This window comes from Thalassiella azotivora (assembly GCF_054781695.1).
On record NZ_BAAGTX010000001.1, the window covers coordinates 191,102 to 214,249 of the forward strand.

18 protein-coding genes are annotated in these 23,148 nt (G+C 74.5%); 4 read left to right on the forward strand and 14 right to left on the reverse strand.

The annotated features are described in order from the left end of the window. Window positions 1–28 precede the first annotated feature (28 nt). Window positions 29–1,180: a site-2 protease family protein gene (locus ACYVQV_RS00855; RefSeq protein ID WP_461021360.1), complete on the reverse strand. Its 1,152-nt coding sequence runs from the start codon at window positions 1,178–1,180 to the stop codon at window positions 29–31. A gap of 108 nt (window positions 1,181–1,288) precedes the next feature. On the opposite strand from ACYVQV_RS00855, the gene ACYVQV_RS00860 reads away from it, so the two are divergent. The 3 genes from ACYVQV_RS00860 to ACYVQV_RS00870 all read left to right on the forward strand — a co-directional run bounded on the left by ACYVQV_RS00860 (window position 1,289) and on the right by ACYVQV_RS00870 (window position 5,829). Next, window positions 1,289–2,212 (forward strand): RecB family exonuclease, encoded by a 924-nt coding sequence (locus tag ACYVQV_RS00860; protein WP_461021361.1) that lies wholly within the window; start codon window positions 1,289–1,291, stop codon window positions 2,210–2,212. A 204-nt stretch (window positions 2,213–2,416) separates the two neighbouring features. Further along, the gene (locus ACYVQV_RS00865; protein ID WP_461021362.1) at window positions 2,417–3,301 is read left to right on the forward strand and encodes an ABC transporter ATP-binding protein; all 885 of its coding nucleotides are present in this window, start codon (window positions 2,417–2,419) and stop codon (window positions 3,299–3,301) included. Beyond that, window positions 3,301–5,829, forward strand: a complete 2,529-nt coding sequence (locus ACYVQV_RS00870) for an ABC transporter permease (RefSeq protein WP_461021363.1) — start codon at window positions 3,301–3,303, stop codon at window positions 5,827–5,829. Before ACYVQV_RS00865 ends, ACYVQV_RS00870 begins: the two co-directional genes overlap by 1 nt. A 69-nt stretch (window positions 5,830–5,898) precedes the next feature. Here ACYVQV_RS00870 and ACYVQV_RS00875 read toward each other — a convergent pair whose 3' ends face one another. The 7 genes from ACYVQV_RS00875 to metH form a co-directional block, all read right to left on the reverse strand. Next, window positions 5,899–7,053 (reverse strand): ABC transporter ATP-binding protein, encoded by a 1,155-nt coding sequence (locus tag ACYVQV_RS00875; protein WP_461021364.1) that lies wholly within the window; start codon window positions 7,051–7,053, stop codon window positions 5,899–5,901. Then, entirely contained in the window at window positions 7,050–8,123 is a 1,074-nt protein-coding gene (locus tag ACYVQV_RS00880) for an ABC transporter ATP-binding protein (RefSeq protein ID WP_461021365.1), read from the reverse strand. Before ACYVQV_RS00880 ends, ACYVQV_RS00875 begins: the two co-directional genes overlap by 4 nt. Before the next feature lie 4 nt (window positions 8,124–8,127). Continuing rightward, window positions 8,128–9,018, reverse strand: a complete 891-nt coding sequence (locus tag ACYVQV_RS00885) for an ABC transporter permease (protein WP_461021501.1) — start codon at window positions 9,016–9,018, stop codon at window positions 8,128–8,130. A gap of 80 nt (window positions 9,019–9,098) precedes the next feature. Then, window positions 9,099–10,121: an ABC transporter permease gene (locus ACYVQV_RS00890; protein ID WP_461021366.1), complete on the reverse strand. Its 1,023-nt coding sequence runs from the start codon at window positions 10,119–10,121 to the stop codon at window positions 9,099–9,101. 223 nt (window positions 10,122–10,344) lie between these two features. Further along, window positions 10,345–12,024, reverse strand: a complete 1,680-nt coding sequence (locus ACYVQV_RS00895) for an ABC transporter substrate-binding protein (protein ID WP_461021367.1) — start codon at window positions 12,022–12,024, stop codon at window positions 10,345–10,347. A 175-nt stretch (window positions 12,025–12,199) separates the two neighbouring features. Then, window positions 12,200–12,880, reverse strand: a complete 681-nt coding sequence (locus ACYVQV_RS00900) for an HAD family hydrolase (protein WP_461021368.1) — start codon at window positions 12,878–12,880, stop codon at window positions 12,200–12,202. Beyond that, complete coding sequence (metH, locus tag ACYVQV_RS00905; protein WP_461021369.1) at window positions 12,877–16,437, reverse strand: methionine synthase; 3,561 nt, start codon at window positions 16,435–16,437, stop codon at window positions 12,877–12,879. The genes ACYVQV_RS00900 and metH overlap by 4 nt, the downstream gene beginning before the upstream one ends. A 186-nt stretch (window positions 16,438–16,623) precedes the next feature. Here metH and ACYVQV_RS00910 point away from each other — a divergent pair, with 186 nt between their 5' ends. Beyond that, complete coding sequence (locus ACYVQV_RS00910; RefSeq protein ID WP_461021370.1) at window positions 16,624–17,535, forward strand: PAC2 family protein; 912 nt, start codon at window positions 16,624–16,626, stop codon at window positions 17,533–17,535. Window positions 17,536–17,577: 42 nt separating this feature from the next. Here ACYVQV_RS00910 and mshC read toward each other — a convergent pair whose 3' ends face one another. From mshC to ACYVQV_RS00940, 6 genes are all read right to left on the reverse strand, one after another. After that, complete coding sequence (gene mshC / locus ACYVQV_RS00915; protein ID WP_461021371.1) at window positions 17,578–18,828, reverse strand: cysteine--1-D-myo-inosityl 2-amino-2-deoxy-alpha-D-glucopyranoside ligase; 1,251 nt, start codon at window positions 18,826–18,828, stop codon at window positions 17,578–17,580. Window positions 18,829–18,874: 46 nt separating this feature from the next. Further along, the gene (locus ACYVQV_RS00920; RefSeq protein ID WP_461021372.1) at window positions 18,875–19,735 is read right to left on the reverse strand and encodes an SCO1664 family protein; all 861 of its coding nucleotides are present in this window, start codon (window positions 19,733–19,735) and stop codon (window positions 18,875–18,877) included. Window positions 19,736–19,890: 155 nt separating this feature from the next. Beyond that, on the reverse strand, window positions 19,891–20,472 hold the full coding sequence (locus tag ACYVQV_RS00925; protein WP_461021373.1) for a DUF3090 domain-containing protein: 582 nt from the start codon (window positions 20,470–20,472) through the stop codon (window positions 19,891–19,893). A 9-nt stretch (window positions 20,473–20,481) separates the two neighbouring features. After that, the gene (locus ACYVQV_RS00930; protein WP_461021374.1) at window positions 20,482–21,192 is read right to left on the reverse strand and encodes a histidine phosphatase family protein; all 711 of its coding nucleotides are present in this window, start codon (window positions 21,190–21,192) and stop codon (window positions 20,482–20,484) included. A 46-nt stretch (window positions 21,193–21,238) separates the two neighbouring features. Beyond that, window positions 21,239–22,072, reverse strand: coding sequence for an undecaprenyl-diphosphate phosphatase (locus tag ACYVQV_RS00935; RefSeq protein WP_461021375.1), 834 nt, complete (start codon window positions 22,070–22,072; stop codon window positions 21,239–21,241). Next, complete coding sequence (locus tag ACYVQV_RS00940) at window positions 22,072–23,148, reverse strand: LLM class F420-dependent oxidoreductase (protein WP_461021376.1); 1,077 nt, start codon at window positions 23,146–23,148, stop codon at window positions 22,072–22,074. Before ACYVQV_RS00940 ends, ACYVQV_RS00935 begins: the two co-directional genes overlap by 1 nt.

Below are 23,148 nucleotides of genomic sequence, written 5' to 3' on the forward strand. Positions count from 1 at the left end.
GTACCGCCGTCCCCGGCAGGACGCGGGCTCAGCGCCCGGACCGCGGGAGCAGCACGGCGACGAGCGCGGCCGCGCGCAGCACGCCGGTGACCTCGCCGGTGGCGCCGACCACGACCCACTCCTCGCCCGCGGACCGGGACACCGCGTCGAGCAGGGCCGCCCCGGACAGGTCGGCGGGCAGCAGCGGCCCGGGAGGCAGGGCCCGGGCGGTGGAGGCGACCGGTACCTCCTCGCGGCGCTGCGGGGGGACGGCGCCGGCGGCCTCGGCGTCCACGACGGCGACCGGACGGCCCTGCGGGTCCAGCAGGACGACGTCGCGTGCGCCGGCGGCGACGGCCCGCCGGCCCGCCTCGGCGAGGGTGACCTGCGACGGGACGCCGACCGCGGGGTCGGCGAGGTGAGCCAGGTCGGCGCGTCCCAGCCGCCGACGGACACCGGCGGCGCGCACCGCCTCACCGGCGCCCTGCCACAGCAACCCGCCGATCATGGCGGTCCAGACCACCGTGAGCAGGCCCGGCGCACCACCGCGCGCCAGCGGCACGACGACGAGCCCGATGACGAGCCCGACGGCGACCACCCGGCCCGCCCACCCGGCGACGACCATCCCGGTGGCCCGGTCGCCGGTGGCCTTCCAGACCAGCGCCTCGAGCACGCGACCGCCGTCCAGGGGCAGGCCCGGGACGAGGTTGAACACCGCGACGAAGCCGTTGGTCAGCGCCAGCGCCCCGAGCAGGAGCCCCGGCACGCCGCCGTCGACCAGGCCCAGGGCGAGGTAGGCGACCACCGCGATCACCCCGTTGGCCGCGGGACCGACGGCGGCGACGGCCATGCTGCGTCCCGGGGTCGTGGCCTCGGTCTCGAACTGGGTGTGACCGCCCCACAGGTTGAGCACGATCCGCGTGGCCGGGGTGCCGGTGGCCCGGGCGACGGCGGCGTGGCCGAGCTCGTGCAGCAGGACGGACAGGAGCAGCAGCACCGCGTAGCCGAGGGCCACGAACCAGGCGGCGGCGCCGAGACCGGGCTCCTGGTCCCGGACGAGAGGGCCGAACAGGACGGTCACCACGGCGGCGATGACCAGCCACGACCGGGCCAGGACGACGGGGACGCCGAGGAGCGTCGCGACCTGCCAGCCCTCGGGGTGCCGCAGCGACGGCGGGGACCGGTCGGGCGCTGCGCTCACCGCACCAGCGTACGGCGCTCACGCCGGGCCGGTCGGCGCCGGTGCCGCCCCCGACGCGCGGGGCGCTCCCGGCCCGCGTCGTCGGACCGGCCGCGTACGGTCGGGACCATGACGACGACGGACCTGCGGCCCGCGGCCGGTCCCGGGCCGGACCCGCAGGCGGGCACCCCGTCCGCCGCACCGGCCGCCCTGTCACCGTCGCGCGCCGCCGACTTCCGGCAGTGCCCGCTGCTGTACCGGTTCCGGGTGGTGGACCGGCTGCCCGAGCCACCGAGCCCGGCGGCTGCCCGGGGCACCCTGGTGCACGCGGTGCTCGAGCGCCTGTTCGACGTCCCGGCGCCCGAGCGGACGCTCGAGCACGCCCGGGGGCTGCTGGGCCCGCAGTGGGAGCGGCTGCTGGCCGAGGAGCCGGGCCTGGACGCGCTGTTCGGCGACGACGCGCAGGCCCTGGAGTCCTGGTTCGCCGGGGCGGGGCAGCTCGTGGAGCGGTGGTTCACCCTCGAGGACCCCACCCGGCTCGAACCGGCCGAGCGCGAGCTGTACGTCGAGACCGACCTGCCCAGCGGGCTGCGGCTACGGGGGTACGTGGACCGTCTCGACGTGGCGCCGAACGGCGCGATCAGGGTCGTCGACTACAAGACCGGCCGGGCGCCCTCCGCCCTGTTCGAGGCCAAGGCGCTGTTCCAGATGCGGTTCTACGGGCTGGTGCTGTGGCGCACCCGGGGCGTGGTCCCCGCGCTGCTGCAGCTGGTCTACCTCGGCGACGGGCAGGTGCTGCGGTACGCACCGACCGAGCACGAGCTGCTCGCCACCGAGCGCACCGTCGAGGCGCTGTGGGCGGCGATCCGCCGGGCGTCCGAGACGGGCGACTGGCGGCCCTCCCCCGGTCGCCTGTGCGACTGGTGCCACCACCGGTCCCTGTGCCCGTCCTTCGGGGGCACCCCGCCACCGGTCCCCGTCGACGCAGCGGCGCGCGCCGCGGGTGGTCAGTCCGGCCGGCTGCCCGCACCGGGTCAGGACGAGGACGGCTGAGCCGCGCGGTCCTGGCCCGAGCACGGCACCGGCACGGTCGCCTCGTCCACCGTCCGGTGGACTCCCGGGGGCGCCGGAAAGCGGGTGCCGTCACAGCCCGCGACGCACGAGGATGGACCCGTGCGGGCACTCGGGTTGTCCCCACCTGCCGTCCGGGTGCCCACCGGCCGGTCCGAGCACCACGCTGGAGACGAGGATGGCCCCATGACCGACGACACCGCCGCCACGCGCGGCCCGGGTGGCTCGCCCACGACGACGGAGCCGACCCCACAGGCGCAGGAGACCGACCGGCCGAGCCCGCGCCGCTCCCGCAGCCGGGGCCAGGTCCCGCAGGCCCGCACCGACGCGGGGGCTCCCGTGGCGCAGGCCCGGGACCTGGTCAAGGTGTACGGCACCGGCGACGCGCAGGTGCGTGCTCTCGACGGGGTGAGCGTGGCGTTCCGGCCCGGCGAGCTGACGGCGATCATGGGGCCGTCGGGGTCGGGCAAGTCCACCCTCATGCACTGCCTGGCGGCGTTGGACACGCCGACCTCCGGCAGCGTCGTCGTCGACGGGGTCGAGGTCGCGGGGCTGCGCGACAAGGCCCTCACCCGGCTCAGGCGGGACCGGATCGGGTTCGTGTTCCAGTCGTTCAACCTCGTGCCCACCCTGACCGCGGCGGAGAACATCACCCTCCCGCTGGACATCGCCGGACGGCGGGTCGACCGCGAGTGGTACGACACCGTCGTCGACACCGTGGGGCTGCGCTCGCGACTCGGGCACAAGCCGAGCGAGCTGTCCGGCGGGCAGCAGCAGCGGGTGGCCTGCGCGCGCGCTCTGGTGAGCCGGCCGGCCATCGTCTTCGCGGACGAGCCCACCGGCAACCTGGACTCCAACGCCAGCGCGGAGATCCTCGGGTTCCTGCGCCGGTCCGTGGACGAGTTCGGCCAGACCGTGGTGATGGTGACCCACGAGCCGTCCGCCGCCGCCTACGCGGACCGGGTGCTGTTCATCGCCGACGGGCGCCTGGTGGGCGAGCTCCTCGACCCGACCGCCGCCACCGTGCTCGAGCAGATGGCCCGGCACGACCCTGCGCAGCGGGTCAGCTGATGCTGCGGGTGACGCTGGCCGGGGTCCGCGGCCACCGGGTGCGCTTCCTGCTGACGACCCTGTCCGTGCTGCTCGGGGTCGCCTTCGTCTCCGGCACCCTCGTGCTGACCGAGAGCCTGGACCGCACCTTCACCGGCATCTTCGACCAGGCCAACGAGGGCACCACCGTCTACGTCCGGGGCGAGCAGGGGGCCCAGGCGTTCGACGGGACGTCCCTGCGCGCCGGTCTGCCGCTCGAGCTCGCCGAGGAGATCGAGTCGGTCCCGGGCGTGCGGCGGGCCGTTCCCGAGCTCGCCGGCAGCGCGGTGCTCGTCGGGGCCGACGGCACCGCCGTCCGACGAGGTGGCGCTCCCACGCTCGCGTTCCAGTTCCTCGAGGACGACCCGGTCGTCGACCTCGTCGAGGGCCGCGAGCCCCGCGGCGGCGACGAGGTCGTGGTGGAGACGGGGACGCTGGAGGCGGCGGGCCTGGACGTCGGCGACCGCACCCGCGTCGTGGTCGCAGGGGGCGACGTCCGGGACGTCGAGGTCGTGGGCAGGGTCGAGTTCGGCGCCCTGGCGGGCAGCACGCTGGTCCTGTTCGACGCCGGCACCGCCCAGGAGCTCTTCGCGCCCGACGGGACGGTCCCCGCGTTCTCCGTCGAGGCGACGGACCTCTCGACCGACCAGGGGGCCCTGGCCACGGCGGTCGCCGACGTGCTGCCCGAGGGTGCGGAGGCGATCACCGGGCAGGCCAAGTCCGAGGAGGACACCGCGGCGATCCGCGACGCCCTGGGCTTCATCAACACGTTCCTGCTGGTCTTCGCCGGGATCAGCCTGGTGGTGGGGACGTTCATCATCTGGAACACGTTCTCGATGCTCGTGGCCCAGCGCACCCGCGAGCTGGCTCTGCTGCGGGCCGTCGGCGCCGGCGCCCGGCAGGTCGAGCTGATGGTGCTGGCCGAGGCCGCGGTCGTCGGCCTCGTCGGTGGCGCCATCGGCCTGGTCGCGGGGATCGGCCTGGCCGCGCTGCTGCAGGTCGCCGTGGGCCAGTTCGGGCTGGAGATCTCCGGTGGTCTGCCGGTGACGGCCACGACCGTCGTGGTCAGCCTCCTCATCGGGCTGGTCGTCACCGTGGTCGCGGCGGCCCTGCCCGCGCGCCGGGCGTCACGCATCGCCCCGGTCGCCGCCATGCGGGACGAGGTGGCGCTGCCCGAGGGGAGCCTGCGCCGGCGCGCCGGGTTGGCCGTGGTGCTGCTCGTGCTCGGCCTGGAGACGGTGCCGCTCGCGCTGTGGCGGGACTCCGGCTGGAGCGGGTGGGCGCTGGCGGCCTGCGCGCTGCTGCTGCTCGGCGCCTTCCTCGTCGGGGCGGCCCCGGTGGCCCGGCCGGTGCTGCGCCTGCTGGGCAAGCCGTTCGCGGCCGCGTCGCGCACGGTCGGCCGGATGGCCCGCGGCAACGCGGTCCGCAACCCCCGCCGGACGGCGGTCACGGCCAGCGCCCTGATGATCGGCCTCGCGCTGGTGACGGCGGTCTCGGTGCTCTCCTCGTCCGCCACGCAGTCGACGCGGGCGATCGTCGACGAGGTGGTCACGGCCGACCTCGTCCTCAACGGCGGGTTCACGGGTTTCAGTCCGAAGATCTCCGAGCAGGTGCGCGAGGTCGACGGGGTCCGCTCGGTGGCCTCCTTCGGGGCGGTGCCGATGCTGCTGGGCGGCGAGCAGACCTTCGGGCTGTCGTCGACCGCCTCGGACCTCGACGACTCGATCGACGTGACCATGCGGCAGGGCGAGCTGGCCGCGTTGGACGACGGCGAGGTCCTCGTCAGCCGCAGCGAGGCCGAGGACCGCGGCGTCGCGGTGGGCAGCGTGCTGCGCGGGGTCGTCGGGACGGACACCGACGCCGAGCTGACGGTGGGCGGCGTCTTCGAGGACAACCCCGCCCTCGGCTCGCCGTACGTCGTCCCGGCCGACCTGGCCCGCCGGTCCGTCCCGACCGCGCAGCAGGTCGACCTCACCGCACTGGTGACCCTGGAGCGCGGCGCGGACGCCGAGGCCGTGCGCGCCGAGGTCGTGGAGACGGTCCGGCCCTACGTCGTGGTGGCCGTCCAGGACCGCGGCGAGTACGTGGACGCCCAGGCGGACCAGATCCAGCAGCTGCTCCTGACCATCTACGTCCTGCTGGCGCTGTCGGTCGTCATCGCGGTCCTGGGGATCGTGAACACCCTCGCCCTGTCCGTGTTCGAGCGGACCCGCGAGATCGGGCTGCTGCGGGCGGTCGGGCTGACCCGCACCCAGCTGCGGCGGATGATCACCGCGGAGTCGGTGATGACGGCGCTGTACGGGGCGGTGCTCGGCGTGGTGCTCGGTGCCGGTCTCGGCGTCCTGCTCCAGCGCTACCTCGTGGACGACGGGCTCACGGAGCTGGTGGTCCCGTGGTCGGCGTTGGCCTGGGTGCTGCTGCTCGCCGGTGTGGTCGGCGTGGTGGCTGCGGTGGCCCCCGCGGTGCGCGCTGCACGGCTCAACGTGCTGCAGGCGATCGCCACCGACTGACCGCCCCCTGGAAACGGACGTGGCGCCGGCCGGCCGAACGGCCGACCGACGCCACGTCCGGGGACGGGCTCAGCGCGTCGTGGGCTCCGGGCCGTCGCCGTCGTGCACCCCGTGCTCGGGGTCCTCGCCCGCCTCCGCGGTCGGGTCGAACGCGCTGGCACCCGGTCGGACGCGGCCGTCACGGATCTCCTCCGCCCAGTGGCACGCCACCCGGTGGCCGGGCGCCAGCTCACGCAGCGCCGGGACCTCGTCGTGGCAGCGGGTGCGCTGCACGAACGGGCAGCGGGTGTGGAACCGGCAGCCGGACGGCGGGTTCGCCGGGCTGGGCAGGTCGCCGGCGAGCAGGATCCGCTCGCGCCGGTCCTCCACGTCCGGGTCCGGCACCGGGATCGCCGACATCAGCGACAGCGTGTACGGGTGCAGGGGCTGGTCGTAGAGGTCGTCGCTGTCCGCCTCCTCCACGATCGTCCCCAGGTACATCACCCCGACCCGGTCGGAGATGTGCCGCACGACCGCGAGGTCGTGGGCGATCACCAGGTAGGTCAACCCGAGGGCGTCCTGGAGCTCCTCCAGCAGGTTGATGACCTGCGCCTGAACCGAGACGTCCAGGGCGCTGACGGGCTCGTCCGCGATGACCAGCTCGGGGTTCAGCGCGATCGCGCGGGCGATGCCGATCCGCTGGCGCTGGCCGCCGGAGAACTCGTGCGGGTACTTGGCCGCGGCGGAGGCCGGCAGCCCGACGACCTCGAGCAGCTCGAGCACCCGCCGGTCCCACTCGCGCCGGCCGCCCTCGGCCCCGTGGGCGCGCATCGGCTCGGTGAGGATCGACTGCACGCTCTGCCGCGGGTCCAGGCTGGACATCGGGTCCTGGAAGACCATCTGCATGCGCCGGCGCATGCGGCGCAACGGGTCGGCCCCCAGCTCCCGCAGGTCGGTGCCGTCGAAGAGCACCTGCCCTCCGGTCGGCTCCTCCAACCGCAGGACGGCGCGGCCCAGGGTCGACTTGCCGCAGCCGGACTCCCCCACCAGGCCGTAGGTCTGCCCCCGGCGGACGTCGAGGTCGACGCCGTCGACGGCCCGCACGTGCCCCACCGTGCGGTCGAACAGGACGCCCTTGCGGATGGGGAAGTGGACCTGCAGACCGCGCACGGACAGCAGGACGTCCGGCCGGTCCGTGGTCGGCGCCGTCGGCGTGGACACCGTCGGGCTCGTGGACGTCGTCATCGCGGGTCCTCCTGCGGGCGTGCGGCCCCGGTGGCGTCGTCGCCGGGCACGGGTGCCGGGTGCACGCACCGGTGCTGGTGACGGGGGCGCACGGCGTCCGGCGCCAACGGGATGTCAGGTCGCACGCAGTCCTCCTGGCGCGCCTCGCACCGCGGCGCGAAGGCGCACGCCCGCGACCAGGGGACGACGTCGCGCGGGGTACCCGGGATCGGCCGCAGGGGCTCACCGCGGGCGGCGTCCAGGCGAGGCACGGACGCGAGCAGACCCTGCGTGTAGCGGTGCCGGGGCGCGCCGAACAGCTCCTGCCGGCCGGCGTTCTCGACGATCCGGCCGCTGTACATGACGTTCACCTCGTCGCACAGGCCGGCGACGACGCCGAGGTCGTGGGTGATCATCACCATCGCGGTGCCGGACTCGGTGACGAGCCGGCGCAGCAGCTCCAGCACCTGCGCCTGGATGGTGACGTCCAGCGCGGTCGTCGGCTCGTCGGCGATCAGCAGCCGCGGCTTGCACGCCAGGGCGATGGCGATGAGCGCGCGCTGGCGCATCCCGCCGGACAGCTGGTGGGGGTACTCCCCCAGCCTGCGCCGCGGGTCGGGGATGCCGACCTGGTGCAGCAGGTGCTCGGCCTCCTGCTCGGCACCGTTGCGGTCGGCACCGGTGTGGCGCCGCAGCACCTCGGTCACCTGCCGGCCGATCGGCACCACCGGGTTGAGGCTGGACATGGGGTCCTGGAACACCATGGCGACGTCCTTGCCGCGCAGGTCGCTCAGCACCGCGGAGGACGCCCCCACGAGCTCGCGTCCGTCGAACCGCACGGACCCCTCGACCCGGACGCCGCGCGGGGGCAGCAGCCCCATCACGGCCAGCGAGGTGACGGACTTGCCGCTGCCGGACTCCCCGACCAGCCCCACGACCTCGCCGGGTCGCACGGAGAAGGACACGCCGTCGACCGCCCGCACGGGCTTGCGGCCACGGGCGCCGAAGGTGACCGAGAGGTCCTCGACCTCGAGCAGCGCCCGGGCCGCGGTCGCGGTCCCCGGGGACGTCTGGGGTGTCGTGGTGGTCATCGGGTCACCGCCGGAACTTGGGGTCGAGGGCCTCGCGCAGCGCCTCACCGAAGAGGGTGAAGCCGAGCGCGGTGACGGCGATGCACAGGCCGGGCAGCAGCGCCAGGTGCGGGTCGGTCTCCAGCCGCGGCTGGGCGTTGACCAGCATCCGCCCCCACTCGGGCGCGCTCGGGTTGGGGTCGCCGAGGCCGAGGTAGGACAGGGCAGCCACCTCGATGATGGCCGTCGCCAGGGTCAGGGTCGCCTGCACGATCACCGGGCCCAGGGAGTTCGGCAGCATGTGGCTCATCACCACGTTGCGGCGTCGCAGCCCGAGCGAGAACGACGCCAGCACGTAGTCGGCCGACCGCTGCTGCAGCAGGGACCCGCGCAGCAGCCGCGCGAAGATCGGGACCTGCGCGCCGCCGATGGCGATCATCAGGGAGGTCGTGCTCTGGCCGAGGACGGCAGCGATGCTGACGGCGAGCAGGAGGCTCGGGATGGACAGCAGGATGTCGACGAACCGCATCACGACCGTGTCGACGACGCCGCCGAACGCCCCGGCCAGCAGGCCGATCGCCGCTCCGACGCTGAGGCCGAAGGCGGTCGACACGACGCCGATGAGCAGCGACTGCCGGGCGCCGAACACGAGCTGGGTCAGCAGGTCGGTGCCGGTCGAGTCGAGTCCGAGGGGGTGGGCGTCCGACGGGCCGGGCACGGACGACGGCGTGACGCCGCTGTTGACCAGGGGCCGGCCCGGTTCGTACCCCGCGATGAGCGGTGCGAGGAGGGCCACGAGCAGGAACGCGGCCATCAGCACCAGGCCGACGATCGCGCTGGGGTTGCGACGCATCCGGCGCCAGGCGCCCACCCAGAGGCTGACACCGCGCTCGTCGTCGGTGCGCAGCTCCGCCATCACCGACTCGAGGGTGGTGGGCGCCGCGTCGTCCGTGCCGCCGGAGGGCGGGTTGGGGGTGCCGGGGCTGTGGGAGAGGCTCACGATGCACGCACCCTCGGGTCGATGAGGCCGTAGCTGATGTCGACCAGCAGGTTGATCACGGCGTAGGTCAGGGCGATGAACAGGATGTACCCCTGCAGCACGGAGTAGTCGAGCTGGCCGATGGCCTGGAAGAGGTAGGAGCCGATGCCGTTGAAGGCGAACACCGTCTCGGTGAGGACGGCACCGGCGAACAGGGCCCCGGTCTGCAGGCCGATGGTGGTCGCGACCGGCAGCATCGCGTTGCGGAGCACGTGCCGGCGCCGGATGAGCCCGCGCGTCAGGCCCTTCGCCTGGGCGGTGCGCACGTAGTCCTCGCCGAGCACCTCGAGGACGGAGGCCCGGGTGATGCGGACGATGATCGCGAGCGGGATGGTGCCCAGGGCGATACCGGGCAGGATCAGGTGCTGCAGCGCGTCCAGGGCCGCGTCCCACTCCCGGGTGAGCAGCCCGTCGAGGACGTAGAGGTTGGTGATGTGGGTGGCGTCCATCCGCACGGACTGCCTGCCGCTGGTCGGGAGCACGCCGAGGAAGGCGAACGGCCCGACGCCGACGGCGAACACCATCTTCAGCAGGTACGCGAGGAAGAAGACCGGGATGCAGACCCCGAGCAGCGACCCTCCGACGGCGAACGTGTCCAGGATGCCGCCGGCGTGGCGCGCGGCGTAGTAGCCCAGCGGGATCCCGACGAGGATCGCGAAGGTCAGGCCCGCCAGGGCGAGCTCCACCGTCGCCGGGAAGCGGGTGAGGAAGCTGGAGACCACCGGTTCGCCGGTGAACGTCGACGAGCCGAAGTTGCCCTGCAGGAGCTGGCCGATGTAGGTGACGAACTGCTGCAGGAGCGGCTGGTCGAAGCCGTACTGCTCGTTCACCCGCTCGATGGCGTCGGGCGTGGCGCGCTGGCCCAGCATGGCCCGGGCGGGGTCACCGGGCAGCGCCCTCAGCCACAGGAACAGCAGGACGGACAGCCCGAAGAGCACGGGCACCATGAGTGCCAGGCGGCGGACGACGAATCTGAGCACAGGACCTCACTCGGGACGGTCGTGGCGGTGGGACGGACCGGTCGCGGGCCGCGCTGGCGGGCCCGGCGACGCGGCGGCACGGACGGGCCCGCGCGACGGGCGGGCGGGACGGGCAGGCACCGCACGGCGGCGACCCGGCGACGTCCCGCGGACGTCGACCGGGTCACCGGCGGGTCCCGTCGGGCCGGCGACCCGCCCGGAGGCGGGCCGCCGGCCGGGGACGTCAGTCCTCGCCGAGGGTGACGGTGTTCCAGACCTCGTCGTTGACGGGGCTGGGCTGGTAGCCCTCGACGCCGGGCGCGAACGCCAGCGACGGAGCCGGGTGCGCGATCGGGACGCCCGGCAGGAAGTCCATGATCTGCGCGTTGATGTCCTGGTACAGCGGAGCCTGCTCGTCGCGCGTGGGCAGCTGCCGGGCCTCGGTCAGCGCGGAGAACAGCTCGGGGTTGTCGAAGCCCCACTCGTTGCTGGGTCCACCGAAGAAGACCCCGAGGAAGTTGTCGGTGTCGTTGTAGTCACCGGTCCACCCGAGCAGGTGCAGGCCGTGGTCCGCCGTGCCCTGGATCTTGTCGAGGTAGTCGGGGCTCCACCGGTTCGCGACGGGCTGGACGGTGATGCCGACGGCCTCGAGCTGGGCGCTGATCGCCGTGAACGTGGCCTCGGGCGTCGGCATGTAGGGCCGCGAGACGTCCGTCGGGTAGTTGAACTGGACGGTCAGGTTCGGGACGCCGGCCTGGGCGAGCAGCTCCTTGGCCCGCTCCGGGTCGTACTCGTAGGTGGTGACGTCCGCGTTCCAGCCCTCGACCGTCGGGGGGATGAACTGCGTCGCCGCCTCCGTGCCCTCCGGCAGCGACTGGGAGATCACGGCCTCCTTGTCGATCGCGTGCGCGATCGCCTGACGGACGCGCGGGTCCGCCAGCTCCGGGACGGCCTGGTTCATGCCCATGTAGAGGATGGTGAAGGGCGGGCGCTGCTCGACCGTGAAGCCGTCCTCCTCCAGGCTCGCGACGTCGCCGGGGGACACGTTGTCGTAGCCGTCGATGTCGCCGTTGCGCAGCGCCTGCAGGCGGGCGTTGCCGTCGGCGATGGTGCGGATGATCGCGGTGTCGATCTTCGCGGTCTCGCCCCAGTAGTCGTCGTAGCGCTGGAGGGTGACCTGCTCGCCGCGGTCCCAGCTGTCGAACGTGAACGGGCCGGTGCCGGTCGGGTGCGCCGTGGCGTACTCGGAGAACCGGGGGTCGTCCTCGGTGCCCTCGATGTTGTCAGCGTCGTACTCCTCCAGCGCCGTCGGGCTCTGCATGGAGAACGCGGGCAGCGACAGGGCCTGGATGAACCCGGCGAACGGCTGGGTCAGGGTCACCGTGACCTCGGTGTCGGAGTCCGCCGTGCACCCCCCGTAGATCCCGCCCTGCAGGTCGGGGTCCTCGGACTGGGCGAAGCCCTTGAAGATGTTCTGGTAGTAGTACGTCAGGTTCTCCGACTGCAGCAGCCCGGTCCAGTTGTGCCAGCGGTCGAAGTTGGCGCAGACGGCCTCGGCGTCGAAGTCCGTCCCGTCGTGGAAGGTCACGCCCTCCTCGAGGGTGAACGTGTAGCTGAGCCCGTCCTCGCTCTGCTCCCAGCTCTTGGCCAGCAGCGGGGCGGGGTCGGCGGTGCCCGGCTCGGTGCCCACCAGGCCCTCGAAGATGTTGCGCGCGACGCGGAAGGTCTCGCCGTCGCTGGCGAAGGCCGGGTCGAGCATCACGGGGTCGGAGGACGCGGCGAAGACGAACGTGCCGCCGCTGGCCTCCCCGCCGCCTTCACCGGAGTCGCGCTCGCTCTCGGCGCACGCGGCAGTGGTCAGAGCCAGCGCGGCAACGCCGGCGACCACGGCAGCGCGTCGAGTCCGTGCGGAAGTCAGACGCATCTGTCACCTCATCGTGCTGGGGGCGGACTCGCACCCGCCGCCTCGGCTGTGCAGCCGCCCGGACCGGGCGACGCGATCAGCGACCCTAGCCCGCGCCCCCGGTGTCACGGATCACCGTCATGACGGTTTGAGGTAACGGTTCGGAAACGCCGTCACATGACCGGTGGGCCGGGGGTCACTGTCCCGTCGCGCTCAGCAGCTGCTCGAGGTCCTCGACGGACAGGTCCGCCAGCGTGGGGACCACGGTCCGGCGAGGGCCCGGCGGCAGCTCGAGCAGGTGCGGCACCCCCACGGTCGCGACGCCGGCGGCCTCCGCGGACCCCAGCCCGGTCGGCGAGTCCTCGATGGCCAGGCAGGCCTGCGCGGGGACGCCGAGCCGCCGCACGGCCGTCGCGTAGGGCTCCGGGTGGGGCTTGCCGTGCGTGACGACGTCACCGGTCACGACGACCCGGAACGTCCCCGGCGGCAGCTGGTCGACGACGGCGCGGGCCAGCGGCTGCCACGACATGGTCACCAGCGCGCAGGCGACGCCGTGCTCACCGAGCGCGGCCAGCAGCTCGCGCGCGCCGGGCTGCCAGTGCACCTGCCGGTTCACCTGCTCGACGACGTGTGCCTGCAGCCGGTCGACGATCTCCCGGGCGGGCAGCCGGACGCCGCCGCGCTCCTGCAGCACGGCGGCCGACACCAGCAGCGGGTTGCCGATGAGCGAGCGCGCGTCCTCGTCGGTCCACCGGCCGCCGTGCTCGCGGACCAGGGCGAGCTCGGCCTCGATCCAGTGCGGCTCGGTGTCGACGATGGTGCCGTCCATGTCCCACAGGACGGCGCGCAGCGCCCGACCGGGCGCCGACCGGCTCACGTGGCGTTGAAGTACTTGGCCTCGGGGTGGTGCACCACGAGCGCGTCGGTGGACTGCTCCGGGTGCAGCTGGAGCTCCTCGGACAGCTGCACGCCGATGCGCTCCGGCCTCAGCAGGTCGACCAGCAGGGCGCGGTGCTCCAGGTCGGGGCAGGCCGGGTACCCGAACGAGTAGCGCGAGCCCCGGTACGCCTGCTTGAGGATGCCGGTGAGGTCGTCGTCGTCCTCGCCGCCGAAGCCGAGCTCCTCGCGGATCCGTGCGTGCCACAGCTCGGCGAGCGCCTCCGTCAGCTGCACGGACAGGCCGTGCAGCTCGAGGTAGTCGCGGTAGGCGTTCTCCTCGAACAGCCGGCCCGTCACCTCCGCGACGCGCGAGCCCATGGTGACCAGGTGGAACGCCACGACGTCGGGACGCCCCTGCTGCGCCACCTCCTCCTTGGAGCGGAAGAAGTCGGCCAGGCACAGCCGCCGGTCGCGCCGCTGGCGGGGGAACGTGAAGCGGTGCCGCTCGGTCCCCGGCTGCCCGCCGGTGCCGTCCCCCTCGTGGTGCAGCACGACGAGGTCGTCGCCCTCCGACCAGCACGGGAAGTAGCCGTAGACGACGGCGGCCTCCAGGACGTTCTCCGTCTTCAGCCGGTCCAGCCACATCCGCAGGCGGGGCCGGCCCTCGGTCTCGACGAGCTCCTCGTAACCCGGGCCGTCCCCGCCGCGGGTCGGCTTGAGCCCCCACTGGCCGAGGAAGGTGGCCCGCTCGTCGAGGTAGTCGACGTAGTCGGCGAGCTGCACGCCCTTGACGACCCGTTCACCCCAGAACGGCGGGGTGGGGACCGTCACGTCGCGAGCGACGTCGGAACGCGCCGGCCCGGTGTCCGCGGGCTGCTCCTCGGCGCGCTCGACCGGCCGGACCCGGCGACGGCGCAGCTCGGGCAGGTGCTCCGCGACGTCCTCGCCACGGGCCTTGGCCGCGGCGACGGCGTCCATGAGCCGGAGCCCCTCGAAGGCGTCCCGGGCGTAGCGGACCTCGCCCTGGTAGATCTCCGCGAGGTCGTTCTCCACGTAGGCGCGGGTCAGCGCCGCGCCGCCGAGGAGGATGGGCCAGCGGGTCGCCATGCCGCGCGAGTTGATCTCCTCGAGGTTCTCGCGCATCACGACCGTGGACTTCACGAGCAGGCCGCTCATCCCGACCGCGTCGGCGTCGTGCTCCTCCGCGGCGCGGATGATCTCGCTCACCGGCTGCTTGATGCCGAGGTTGACCACGTCGTAGCCGTTGTTGCTCAGGATGATGTCGACGAGGTTCTTGCCGATGTCGTGGACGTCGCCCTTGACCGTCGCGAGCACGACCTTGGCCTTGGCCCGCGAGGACGTCCCGCCCTCCGCGGCCACCTGCGCCTCGATGGCGGGCTCGAGGTGCGCCACGGCGGTCTTCATCACCTCGGCGGACTGCAGCACGAAGGGCAGCTGCATCTCGCCGCGGCCGAACCGCTCGCCGACGACCTTCATGCCCTCCAGGAGGGTGTCGTTGATGACGTCGAGCGGCTTGCGTCCCTCGGCGAGGGCCTGGTCGAGGTCGGCCTCCAGGCCGTTGCGCTCGCCGTCGACGATCCGGCGCTGCAGCCGCTCGCCGAGCGGGAGCCCGGCCAGCTCGGCGGCGCGGCCGGCGCGCACGGACGCGGCGTCCACGCCCTCGAAGAGCTCGAGGACCGCCTGCAGCGGGTCGTGGACGAGCCGGCCCTCGTCGTCGTACCTGCGGCGGTCGTACACGAGGTCCAGCACGGCCTGCAGCTGCTCGTCGGGGATCTTGGCCACCGGGACGATCTTCGCGGCGTGCACGATCGCGGAGTCCAGTCCCGCCTTGACGGCCTCGTGCAGGAAGACCGAGTTGAGCACGACCCGCGCGGCGGGGTTGAGGCCGAACGAGATGTTCGACAGGCCGAGGGTGGTGCTGACGCCCGGGTGGCGGCGCTTGATCTCGCGGATCGCCTCGAGGGTCTCCAGGCCGTCGCGGCGGGTCTCCTCCTGGCCGGTGGCGATCGGGAACGTCAGGGCGTCGACGACGATGTCGTGGACGCTCATCCCCCAGTTCGTGGTCAGGTCCTCGATGAGCCGGTCGGCGATGCGCACCTTGTGCTCGGCGGTGCGCGCCTGCCCCTGCTCGTCGATGGTCAGGGCGACCACCGCGGCGCCGTGCTCGCGCACCGAGTGCATGATCCGGGTGAACCGGCTGTCCGGGCCGTCGCCGTCCTCGTAGTTCACCGAGTTGACCACCGCCCGGCCGCCGACGAGCTCGAGACCCGCCTCGATCACGGCCGGCTCGGTCGAGTCGATCACCAGGGGCAGGGTGGAGCTGGTCGCCAGCCGGCCGACGACCTCCCGCACGTCGGCGACCCCGTCGCGGCCCACGTAGTCGACGCAGACGTCCAGCAGGTGCGCGCCGTCGCGGGTCTGGTCCCGGGCGATCTCGACGCACCGCTCCCAGTCCCCGGCGAGCATGGCCTCCCGGAAGGCCTTCGAGCCGTTGGCGTTGGTGCGCTCGCCGATCGACAGGTAGCTGGCGTCCTGCTGGAACGGGACGTGCTGGTACAGGCTGGCCACACCCGGCTCAGGGCGCGGACGGCGCCGGACCGGCTCGAGCGCGTGCACCCGCTCGACGACGGCGCGCAGGTGCTCGGGCGTGGTGCCGCAGCACCCCCCGACCAGCGTCAGGCCGAACTCGGTGACGAACTGGGCGTGGGCGTCCGCGAGCTGCTCGGGCGACAGCGGGTAGACCGCCCCGTCGCGACCGAGCTGGGGCAGGCCCGCGTTCGGCATGCAGGTCACGGGCACCGTCGCGTGCCGCGACAGGTGCCGCAGGTGCTCGCTCATCTCCCCCGGGCCGGTGGCGCAGTTCAGGCCGATGGCGTCGACGCCCACCGCCGTCAGGGCCGTCAGGGCCGCCCCGATCTCGCTGCCGAGCAGCATGGTCCCGGTCGTCTCGACGGTCACCTGGGCCAGCACCGGGACCCGCGTGCCGGTGTCGTCCATCGCCCGCTGCGCACCGACGACCGCGGCCTTCGCCTGCAGCAGGTCCTGCGAGGTCTCGACGAGCACCGCGTCCGCGCCGCCGTCGAGCATGCCGCGCACCTGGCGCCGGTAGGCGTCGCGCAGCGTCGCGTAGGGCGCGTGCCCGAGGCTGGGCAGCTTGGTGCCCGGGCCGACCGAGCCGAGGACGTAGCGCTCCCGCTCCGGGGTGGAGGCGGCGTCCGCCGCCTCCCGGGCGATCTGCGCCCCCGCCCGGGCGAGCTCCTCGATCCGGTCCTCGATGCCGTACTCGCCGAGGTTGGACAGGTTCGCGCCGAAGGTGTTCGTCTCGACGCAGTCGACGCCGACCTCGAGGTAGCGCTCGTGCACCGAGCGCACGACGTCGGGCCGGGTGACGTTGAGGACCTCGTTGCAGCCCTCGTGCCCCTGGAAGTCCTCCATCGAGGGCTCCGCCGCCTGCAGCATGGTGCCCATCGCGCCGTCGGCGACGAGGACGCGCTCGGACAGCGCGGAGCGGAAACGGTCGGAGCGGCTGCTCATCGAGGACCTGTGCCTTCTGCGTCGGGTGCGTCGGGTGCCCGCACGACCGGCGGGCTCAACGCGCCGAGTGTAGGTGCAGGCCGACGGGGGTCGGACCGGCGACCGTACCCTGGACGCCGGCGGCGCGGTGCCGCCGCGTCGTCCGGTCGACCGGCGGTCCGTCGGAGAGGAGCCCGAGAGCCCGTGGTGAGCCACCCGCCAGGCGAGGTGCCCAGGCTGCACGACCCCGTCGTGCTGGCCGCGTTCGAGGGCTGGAACGACGCAGGCGAGGCCGCCAGCGGGGCCGTCGGCCACCTGCACGAGGTGTGGGACGCCCGGCCCGTCGTCGCGATGGACCCCGAGCCGTACCACGACTTCCAGGTCAACCGGCCGGTCGTGTCCATCGGCGAGGACGGGCGGCGGCGGATCACGTGGCCGACCACGCGGGTCAGCTGGGCCCGGCCCCCGGGGTCCTCGCGCGACGTCGTGATCGTGCGGGGGGTCGAGCCGTCCACGCGGTGGCGCACGTTCACCGAGGAGCTGCTCGGGCACCTGCGCGACCTCGGTGCGACGACGCTGGTGACCCTGGGGGCGATGCTCGCCGACGTCCCGCACACCCGGCCCATCCCCGTGACCACGACCAGCGACGACGCGGAGGTGATGGCCCGCCTCGCCGTCGAGCCGTCCCGTTACGAGGGGCCCACCGGGATCGTCGGGGTGCTGCAGGACGCCGCGACGCGCAGCAGCCTGCCGGCGCTGTCGCTGTGGGCCGCCGTCCCGCACTACGTCGGCCAGTCCCCCTCTCCCAAGGCCGTCCTGGCCCTGCTGTCGCGGGTCGAGGAGCTGCTGGAGGTCCCAGTCCCCCTCGGCGACCTCACGGAGGAGGCCCAGGCCTGGGAGCACGGGGTGGACGAGCTCGCCGGCGAGGACGACGAGATCGGCGAGTACGTGCGCCAGCTCGAGCAGGCCAAGGACACCGCGGACCTGCCCGAGGCCACCGGCGAGGCGATCGCCCGCGACTTCGAGCGCTACCTGCGACGCCGCGGGGGTGAACCGGGCGGCGGGTCCACCGGTCACGGGCCGGGCGCAGGACCGCCGAAGGGGCCCCCTACGCCCTGACCGCCGGGCGCCCTGACCCCGCCGGGCGTCGGCCCCCGGGCGTCAGAGCCGGACGCCGAGCAGCGCGTCGACCGTCCGGGCGACCAGGCCGGGGGCCGAGCCGTCCGAGCCTCCCCGGGTCAGCGCGTCGGCCGCCCACCGGTCGACCGCGGCGAGGGCGGCCGGGGCGTCCAGGTCGTCGGCGAGCCGCTCGCGGACGCGCTCCAGGACCCCGTCCGCGGCGGGACCGCCGTCGCAGGAGACCGCCTCCCGCCACCGTCCGAGCCGGGCCACCGCCTGGTCGAGCCCCTGCTGGGTCCACGACCAGTCGTCGCGGTAGTGGTGGGCCAGCACGGCCAGGCGGATCGCCGCAGGGTCCACCCCGTCGGCGCGCAGCCGGGAGACGAGCACCAGGTTGCCCTTGGACTTGCTCATCTTCTCGCCGTCCAGACCGACCATCCCGGCGTGGGCGTACGTGCGCGCGTAGGGCCAGGTCCCCGTCAGGACGTGCGCGTGGGATGCGCCCAGCTCGTGGTGCGGGAAGACGAGGTCGGAGCCGCCACCCTGCACGTCGAAGGGCTGCGGGAGCTCCTCCAGGGCGATCGCGACGCACTCCAGGTGCCACCCGGGCCGCCCCGGGCCGAGGTCGCCGCCGTCCCAGTGCGGCTCCCCGTCCCGCATGACCCGCCAGAGCAGCGCGTCGAGAGGGTGCCGCTTGCCGGGACGGTCGGGGTCGCCGCCGCGCTCCGCGGACAGGGTGAGCATCTCGGCCTCGCCCAGCCCCGACACCCCACCGAACCGCGGGTCGCTGGTCACGTCGAAGTACACGTCCCCGTCGGGCTCGCCGTCCTGACCGGCCAGGCGGTACGCCGCGCCGCTCGCGAGCAGCCGCTCCACGGCGCGGACGACCCAGGGGACGGTCTCCACCGCGCCCAGGTACACGTCGGGGGGGATCACGCCGAGCGCGGTCATGTCCTCGGCGAACAGGGCGGTCTCCCTCGCGGCGAGCTCGCGCCAGTCCTGGCCGGTGGCGACGGCCCGCTCCAGCAGCGGGTCGTCGACGTCGGTGACGTTCTGCACGTACCGGACGTCGTGCCCGGCGTCACGCCAGGCGCGGCCCAACAGGTCGAAGGCGAGGTACGTCGCCGCGTGGCCCATGTGGGTGGCGTCGTACGGGGTGATGCCGCAGACGTACAGCCCGGCCACGGGACCGGGCGACGTCGGGCGCACCGTGCCGGTGGCGGTGTCGTGGAGGGACACCGGCCGGCCGCGACCGGGCAGCACGGGGACGCTGGGGGCGGGCCAGGAGATCACGCCCGGAGCCTAACGACGCCCTCGGGCGGCTCCGCCGGGGTGGGGCTCAGAACGGCGGCCACGGGATGGCCGGCCGGCCCGGCGGGGGCGCCGGCATCCGCCGGCGTCGCAGCAGCCCGTCGACCCGGCGCCTCAGCGCGTCGACCTCGTCGGCGGTCAGCAGCCCCTCGAGCCCGTCCGCTGCGCGCAGGGCGCGGGCGAGGCGCTCGAGCCGGACGACGTCCGGCGTCGCGGGCGGCTGCCCGGCGAACCCCCACAGGACCGTGCGCAGCTTGGGCTCGGCGTGGAAGGTCAGGCCGTGGTCCACCCCCACGACCCGTCCGCCCGGGCCGGTCAGCAGGTGGCCGGCCTTGCGGTCGGCGTTGTTGGCCACGACGTCCAGGACCGCCACGGTGGCCAGGCGCGCGTCCAGGGCGTGCGCGAGGACGAGCGGCTCCCCGTCGGGGCCGTACGCGTCCAGCACCCCGGCCCAGGCGTCGGGGACGGCGTCGGGCGGGACGACGTCGACCAGGCCGGCAGCGGGTTCGCCGGACGCGACCTCCTCCCGGCCGTCCGCGGGCCCGGCGTCCGCCTCGTCCGGCGGGTCGTCCTGCGGGCCGGCCTGCGAGTCGTCGTCCGGCTCGACCCACAGCTGGACGCTGCCGGCACCCAGCGGACCGTCCTGCCGCAGCACGGTGGGCGGGACGACGTCGAAGCCGCCGGCGGCGGACACCTGGTACGCGGCGACCTCCCGCGCGGCCAGCGTCCCCTCCGGGAAGTCCCACAGCGGCCGCTCCCCCAGCACCGGCTTGTAGACGCACCCGGCGCGGACCCCCTCGAGCTCCAGCCGGGCGTACAGCGTCGTGTTCGACGCCGTGACCAGCCGGCCCCGGACGTCGAGCTCGGCGCGCTGGAGCAGGTCGAGCACCTCCGCCTCCGTGAGCCGGTGCCCCGAGCGGGTCGACCAGCCGGCCGCGGCACCACCGCGCTCGCCGTCCCCCGGGCCGGTGGTGACGGTCCCGGTCGGGCGGTCGGTGGCCGCCGGGTCGACCGGGTCCGCAGGGGGGCGCCGGGAGCCCGTGGTCAGCGCCGGTACCCGTTCGCGCGCGGGCAGACGTGCCCGTCGGGGTCGAGCGGCCCCGCGCAGAACGGGCACGGCGGACGCCCCGCGGCGACCAGCGCGAGGGCGCGCTTGGCGAACGCCCGCGCGGAGGCACCGGTCAGCGTCACGCGCAGCACGGCCCGCTCGTCGTCGGCGTCCGGCTCGAGCTCGGGCAGCTCCTCCTCCGGTTCGGGGCCGACCTCGAAGCACTCGATGACGACGACCTCGCGGTCGCCGTCCCAGGTCAGGCTCATCGTCCCGACCCGGAACTCCTCCTCGATCGGACCCTTCATCGGGTCGAGGTCCTCCGCGTCGGCCGGCGCCACCGCGGGGACGGGGGCGGCGCCGCCGGTCCGGCGGACCACCTCGTCGAGCAGCTCCTCGACCCGCTCGGCCAGGGCGCGCACCTGCTGCTTCTCCAGGGCCACGCTCGTCAGCCGGGGCAGGGCCGCCCCGTGCGGGGTGCCCTGGGCCTGGAGGAAGAACGCCCGGGCGCCGGGGGGGCCGACCGTCCCGGCGACGAACCGGTCCGGCGGGTCGTAGTCGAGCACCTGCCGTGGCATGCCCCGACCCTAACCGGCCCCGCCGCCGACCACCGCGTCGGACGACGTGCGCCGGCGCCGGGCACGCCGGCGCGGCACGAGGGCGGCGAGCGCACCGTCGGAGTCGTTGGTCCGCAGCACGAAGGGCCGCAGCGCCGTGTACCGGACGACGCTCAGCGAGCAGGGGTCGACGACGATCCGCTGGAAGGCGTCCAGGTGCATCGCGAGGGCGTCGGCGAGCACCGCCTTGATGACGTCACCGTGGGAGACGGCGACCCACAGGGCGTCCGGCCCGTGCTCGGCGGCCACCTCAGCGTCGTGACGGCGGACCGCCTCCAGGGCCCGGGCCTGCATGGCGGCCATGGACTCGCCGGCGGGGAAGGCAGCGGCCGAGGGGTGCCCCTGGACGACCTTCCACAGGGGGTCGCGGGCGAGCTCCTTGAGGCTGCGGCCGCTCCACCGCCCGTAGTCGCACTCGTCGAGGCCCGCCTCGACGAGCGGCTCGGGCCGCGGGACGGCGCGGGTCCCGCCGGTCCCGACGACGGCCGCCGCGGTCTGCCGGCAGCGCTCCTGAGGGGAGGTGACGACCCGGACGACGGGCAGCGCGGCGAGCCGCTCCGCCAGGGCGTGCGCCTGACGCCGGCCGTCGTCGTCCAGCGCCACCCCCGGGGTCCGGCCGGCGAGCACGCCGGAGGCGTTCGCGGTGGTCCGCCCGTGGCGCAGGAGGAGGACGGTGGGCACGCCGGGAACCCTAACCCGAGCGCGCGCCGACGACCCGGGCGGCGGGTCAGGCCGGCGGCGCCGCCTCCAGCACCCCCGTGGCGAGGAGCGCGAACAGCACCAGCGCCAGCCCGATCCGGTAGAGCACGAACGGCCGGAAGTCGTGCGTGGAGACGTACCGCAGCAGCCAGGCGATGACCGCGTACCCCACGGCGAACGACACGGCGGTGGCCAGCGCGATCGGTCCCCAGGCCGGCTCGACCGGGTCGTCGGCGATCTTGAGCAGCTGGAAGAGACCCGAGCCGAGCACCGCGGGGATGGCCAGCAGGAAGGAGTACCGGGCCGCCGCCTCCCGCGTGTACCCCATCAGCAGCCCGGCGGCGATCGTGCCGCCGGAGCGCGACACGCCGGGCACGAGGGCGAGGGACTGGGCGAGGCCGAACAGGACGCCGTGCCTCCAGGTCAGGCGGTCGAGGGTGCGCTCGGCCCGGGCGCGGCTGTCGGCCCAGTGCAGGACGAGGGCGAACACGAGGAGCATCGACGCCGTCAGCCACAGGTTGCGCGCCGGTCCCTCGATGGCGTCCTGGAAGGCGAAGCCGAGGACGCCGATGGGCACCGACCCGAGCAGGACGAGCCAGCCCATCCGGGCGTCGGGGTCGCTGTGCGGGCGCCGTCCGGCGACGGCGAGGAACCAGGCCCGCAGGATGCGCACGATGTCGCGCCGGAAGTAGACGAGCACCGCGGTCTCGGTGCCGAGCTGGGTGATCGCGGTGAAGGCCGCGCCGGGGTCGTCCCCGCCGAACAGCTGCCCGACGACGGACAGGTGGGCGCTGGAGGAGATCGGCAGGAACTCCGTCAGCCCCTGGACCAGCCCGAGGACGAGCGCCTCGAACCAGCCCATCAGGTGGCCAGGCCGGCCGCGTCGAGCTGCTCGGCGACGGTGCGCAAGGTGGCGACGCGCGTCGCGAGGTCACCGGCGAAGGTGCTGACGGACAGGGTGGTGACCCCCGCCTCGGCGTAGGCGTGCAGCCGGTCGCGGATCCGCTCCGCCGGTCCGATGAGCGAGGTGGAGTCGATGAACTCGAACGGGACGGCCTCGGCCGCCTCGCGGTGGCGCCTGGCCAGGAAGTGCTCCTGGACCTGGGCGGCCTGCTCCTCGTACCCCATCCGGCAGGCCAGCTGGTTGTAGAAGTTCTTCTCCCGGCTGCCCATGCCACCGACGTACAGGGCGCTGTACGCGCGCAGCGGCGCGGCGGCGCGCTCGAGGTCGTCGTCGACGACGACGGGGACCGTGGGGACGACGTCGAAGCCGGCCAGGGGGTCCCCGGCGGGCGCGTCGGCGCCGGCGGCGCGCGCCGTCTCACGTCCCGCGCGGATCGGGTCGAGGGACTGCGCCGCGTGCTCGGGGCTGAAGAAGATCGCCAGCCAGCCGTCGGCGATCTCGCCGGTGAGCTCGAGGTTCCTCGGCCCGACCGCCGCGAGGTAGACGGGGATCCGCGGGCGGACCGGGTGCACGGTGAGCTTCAGGGCCTTGCCGGGGCCGTCGGGCAGCGGGAGCGTGATGTGCCGGCCGTCGTAGCGGACCGTCTCGCGGGCCAGCGCCATCCGCACGACGTCCACGTACTCGCGGGTGCGGCCCAGCGGCCTGTCGAAGCGCACCCCGTGCCAGCCCTCGGAGACCTGCGGTCCGGACACGCCGAGACCCAGCCGGAACCGCCCGCCGGACAGGGTGTCGAGGGTCGCCGCGGTCATCGCCGTCATCGCGGCCGAGCGGGCCGGGATCTGCATGACCGCGGCACCCAGGTCGATCCGCTCCGTCTGCGCGCCCACCCAGGCCAGCACGGTCGGCACGTCGGAGCCGTAGGCCTCCGCGGCCCAGCAGACGGCGTACCCGAGCCGGTCGGCCTCGCGAGCCAGCTCGAGGTTGTCCGCGTCGTTGCCCGCGCCCCAGTACCCGAGGTTCACACCCAGTCGCAT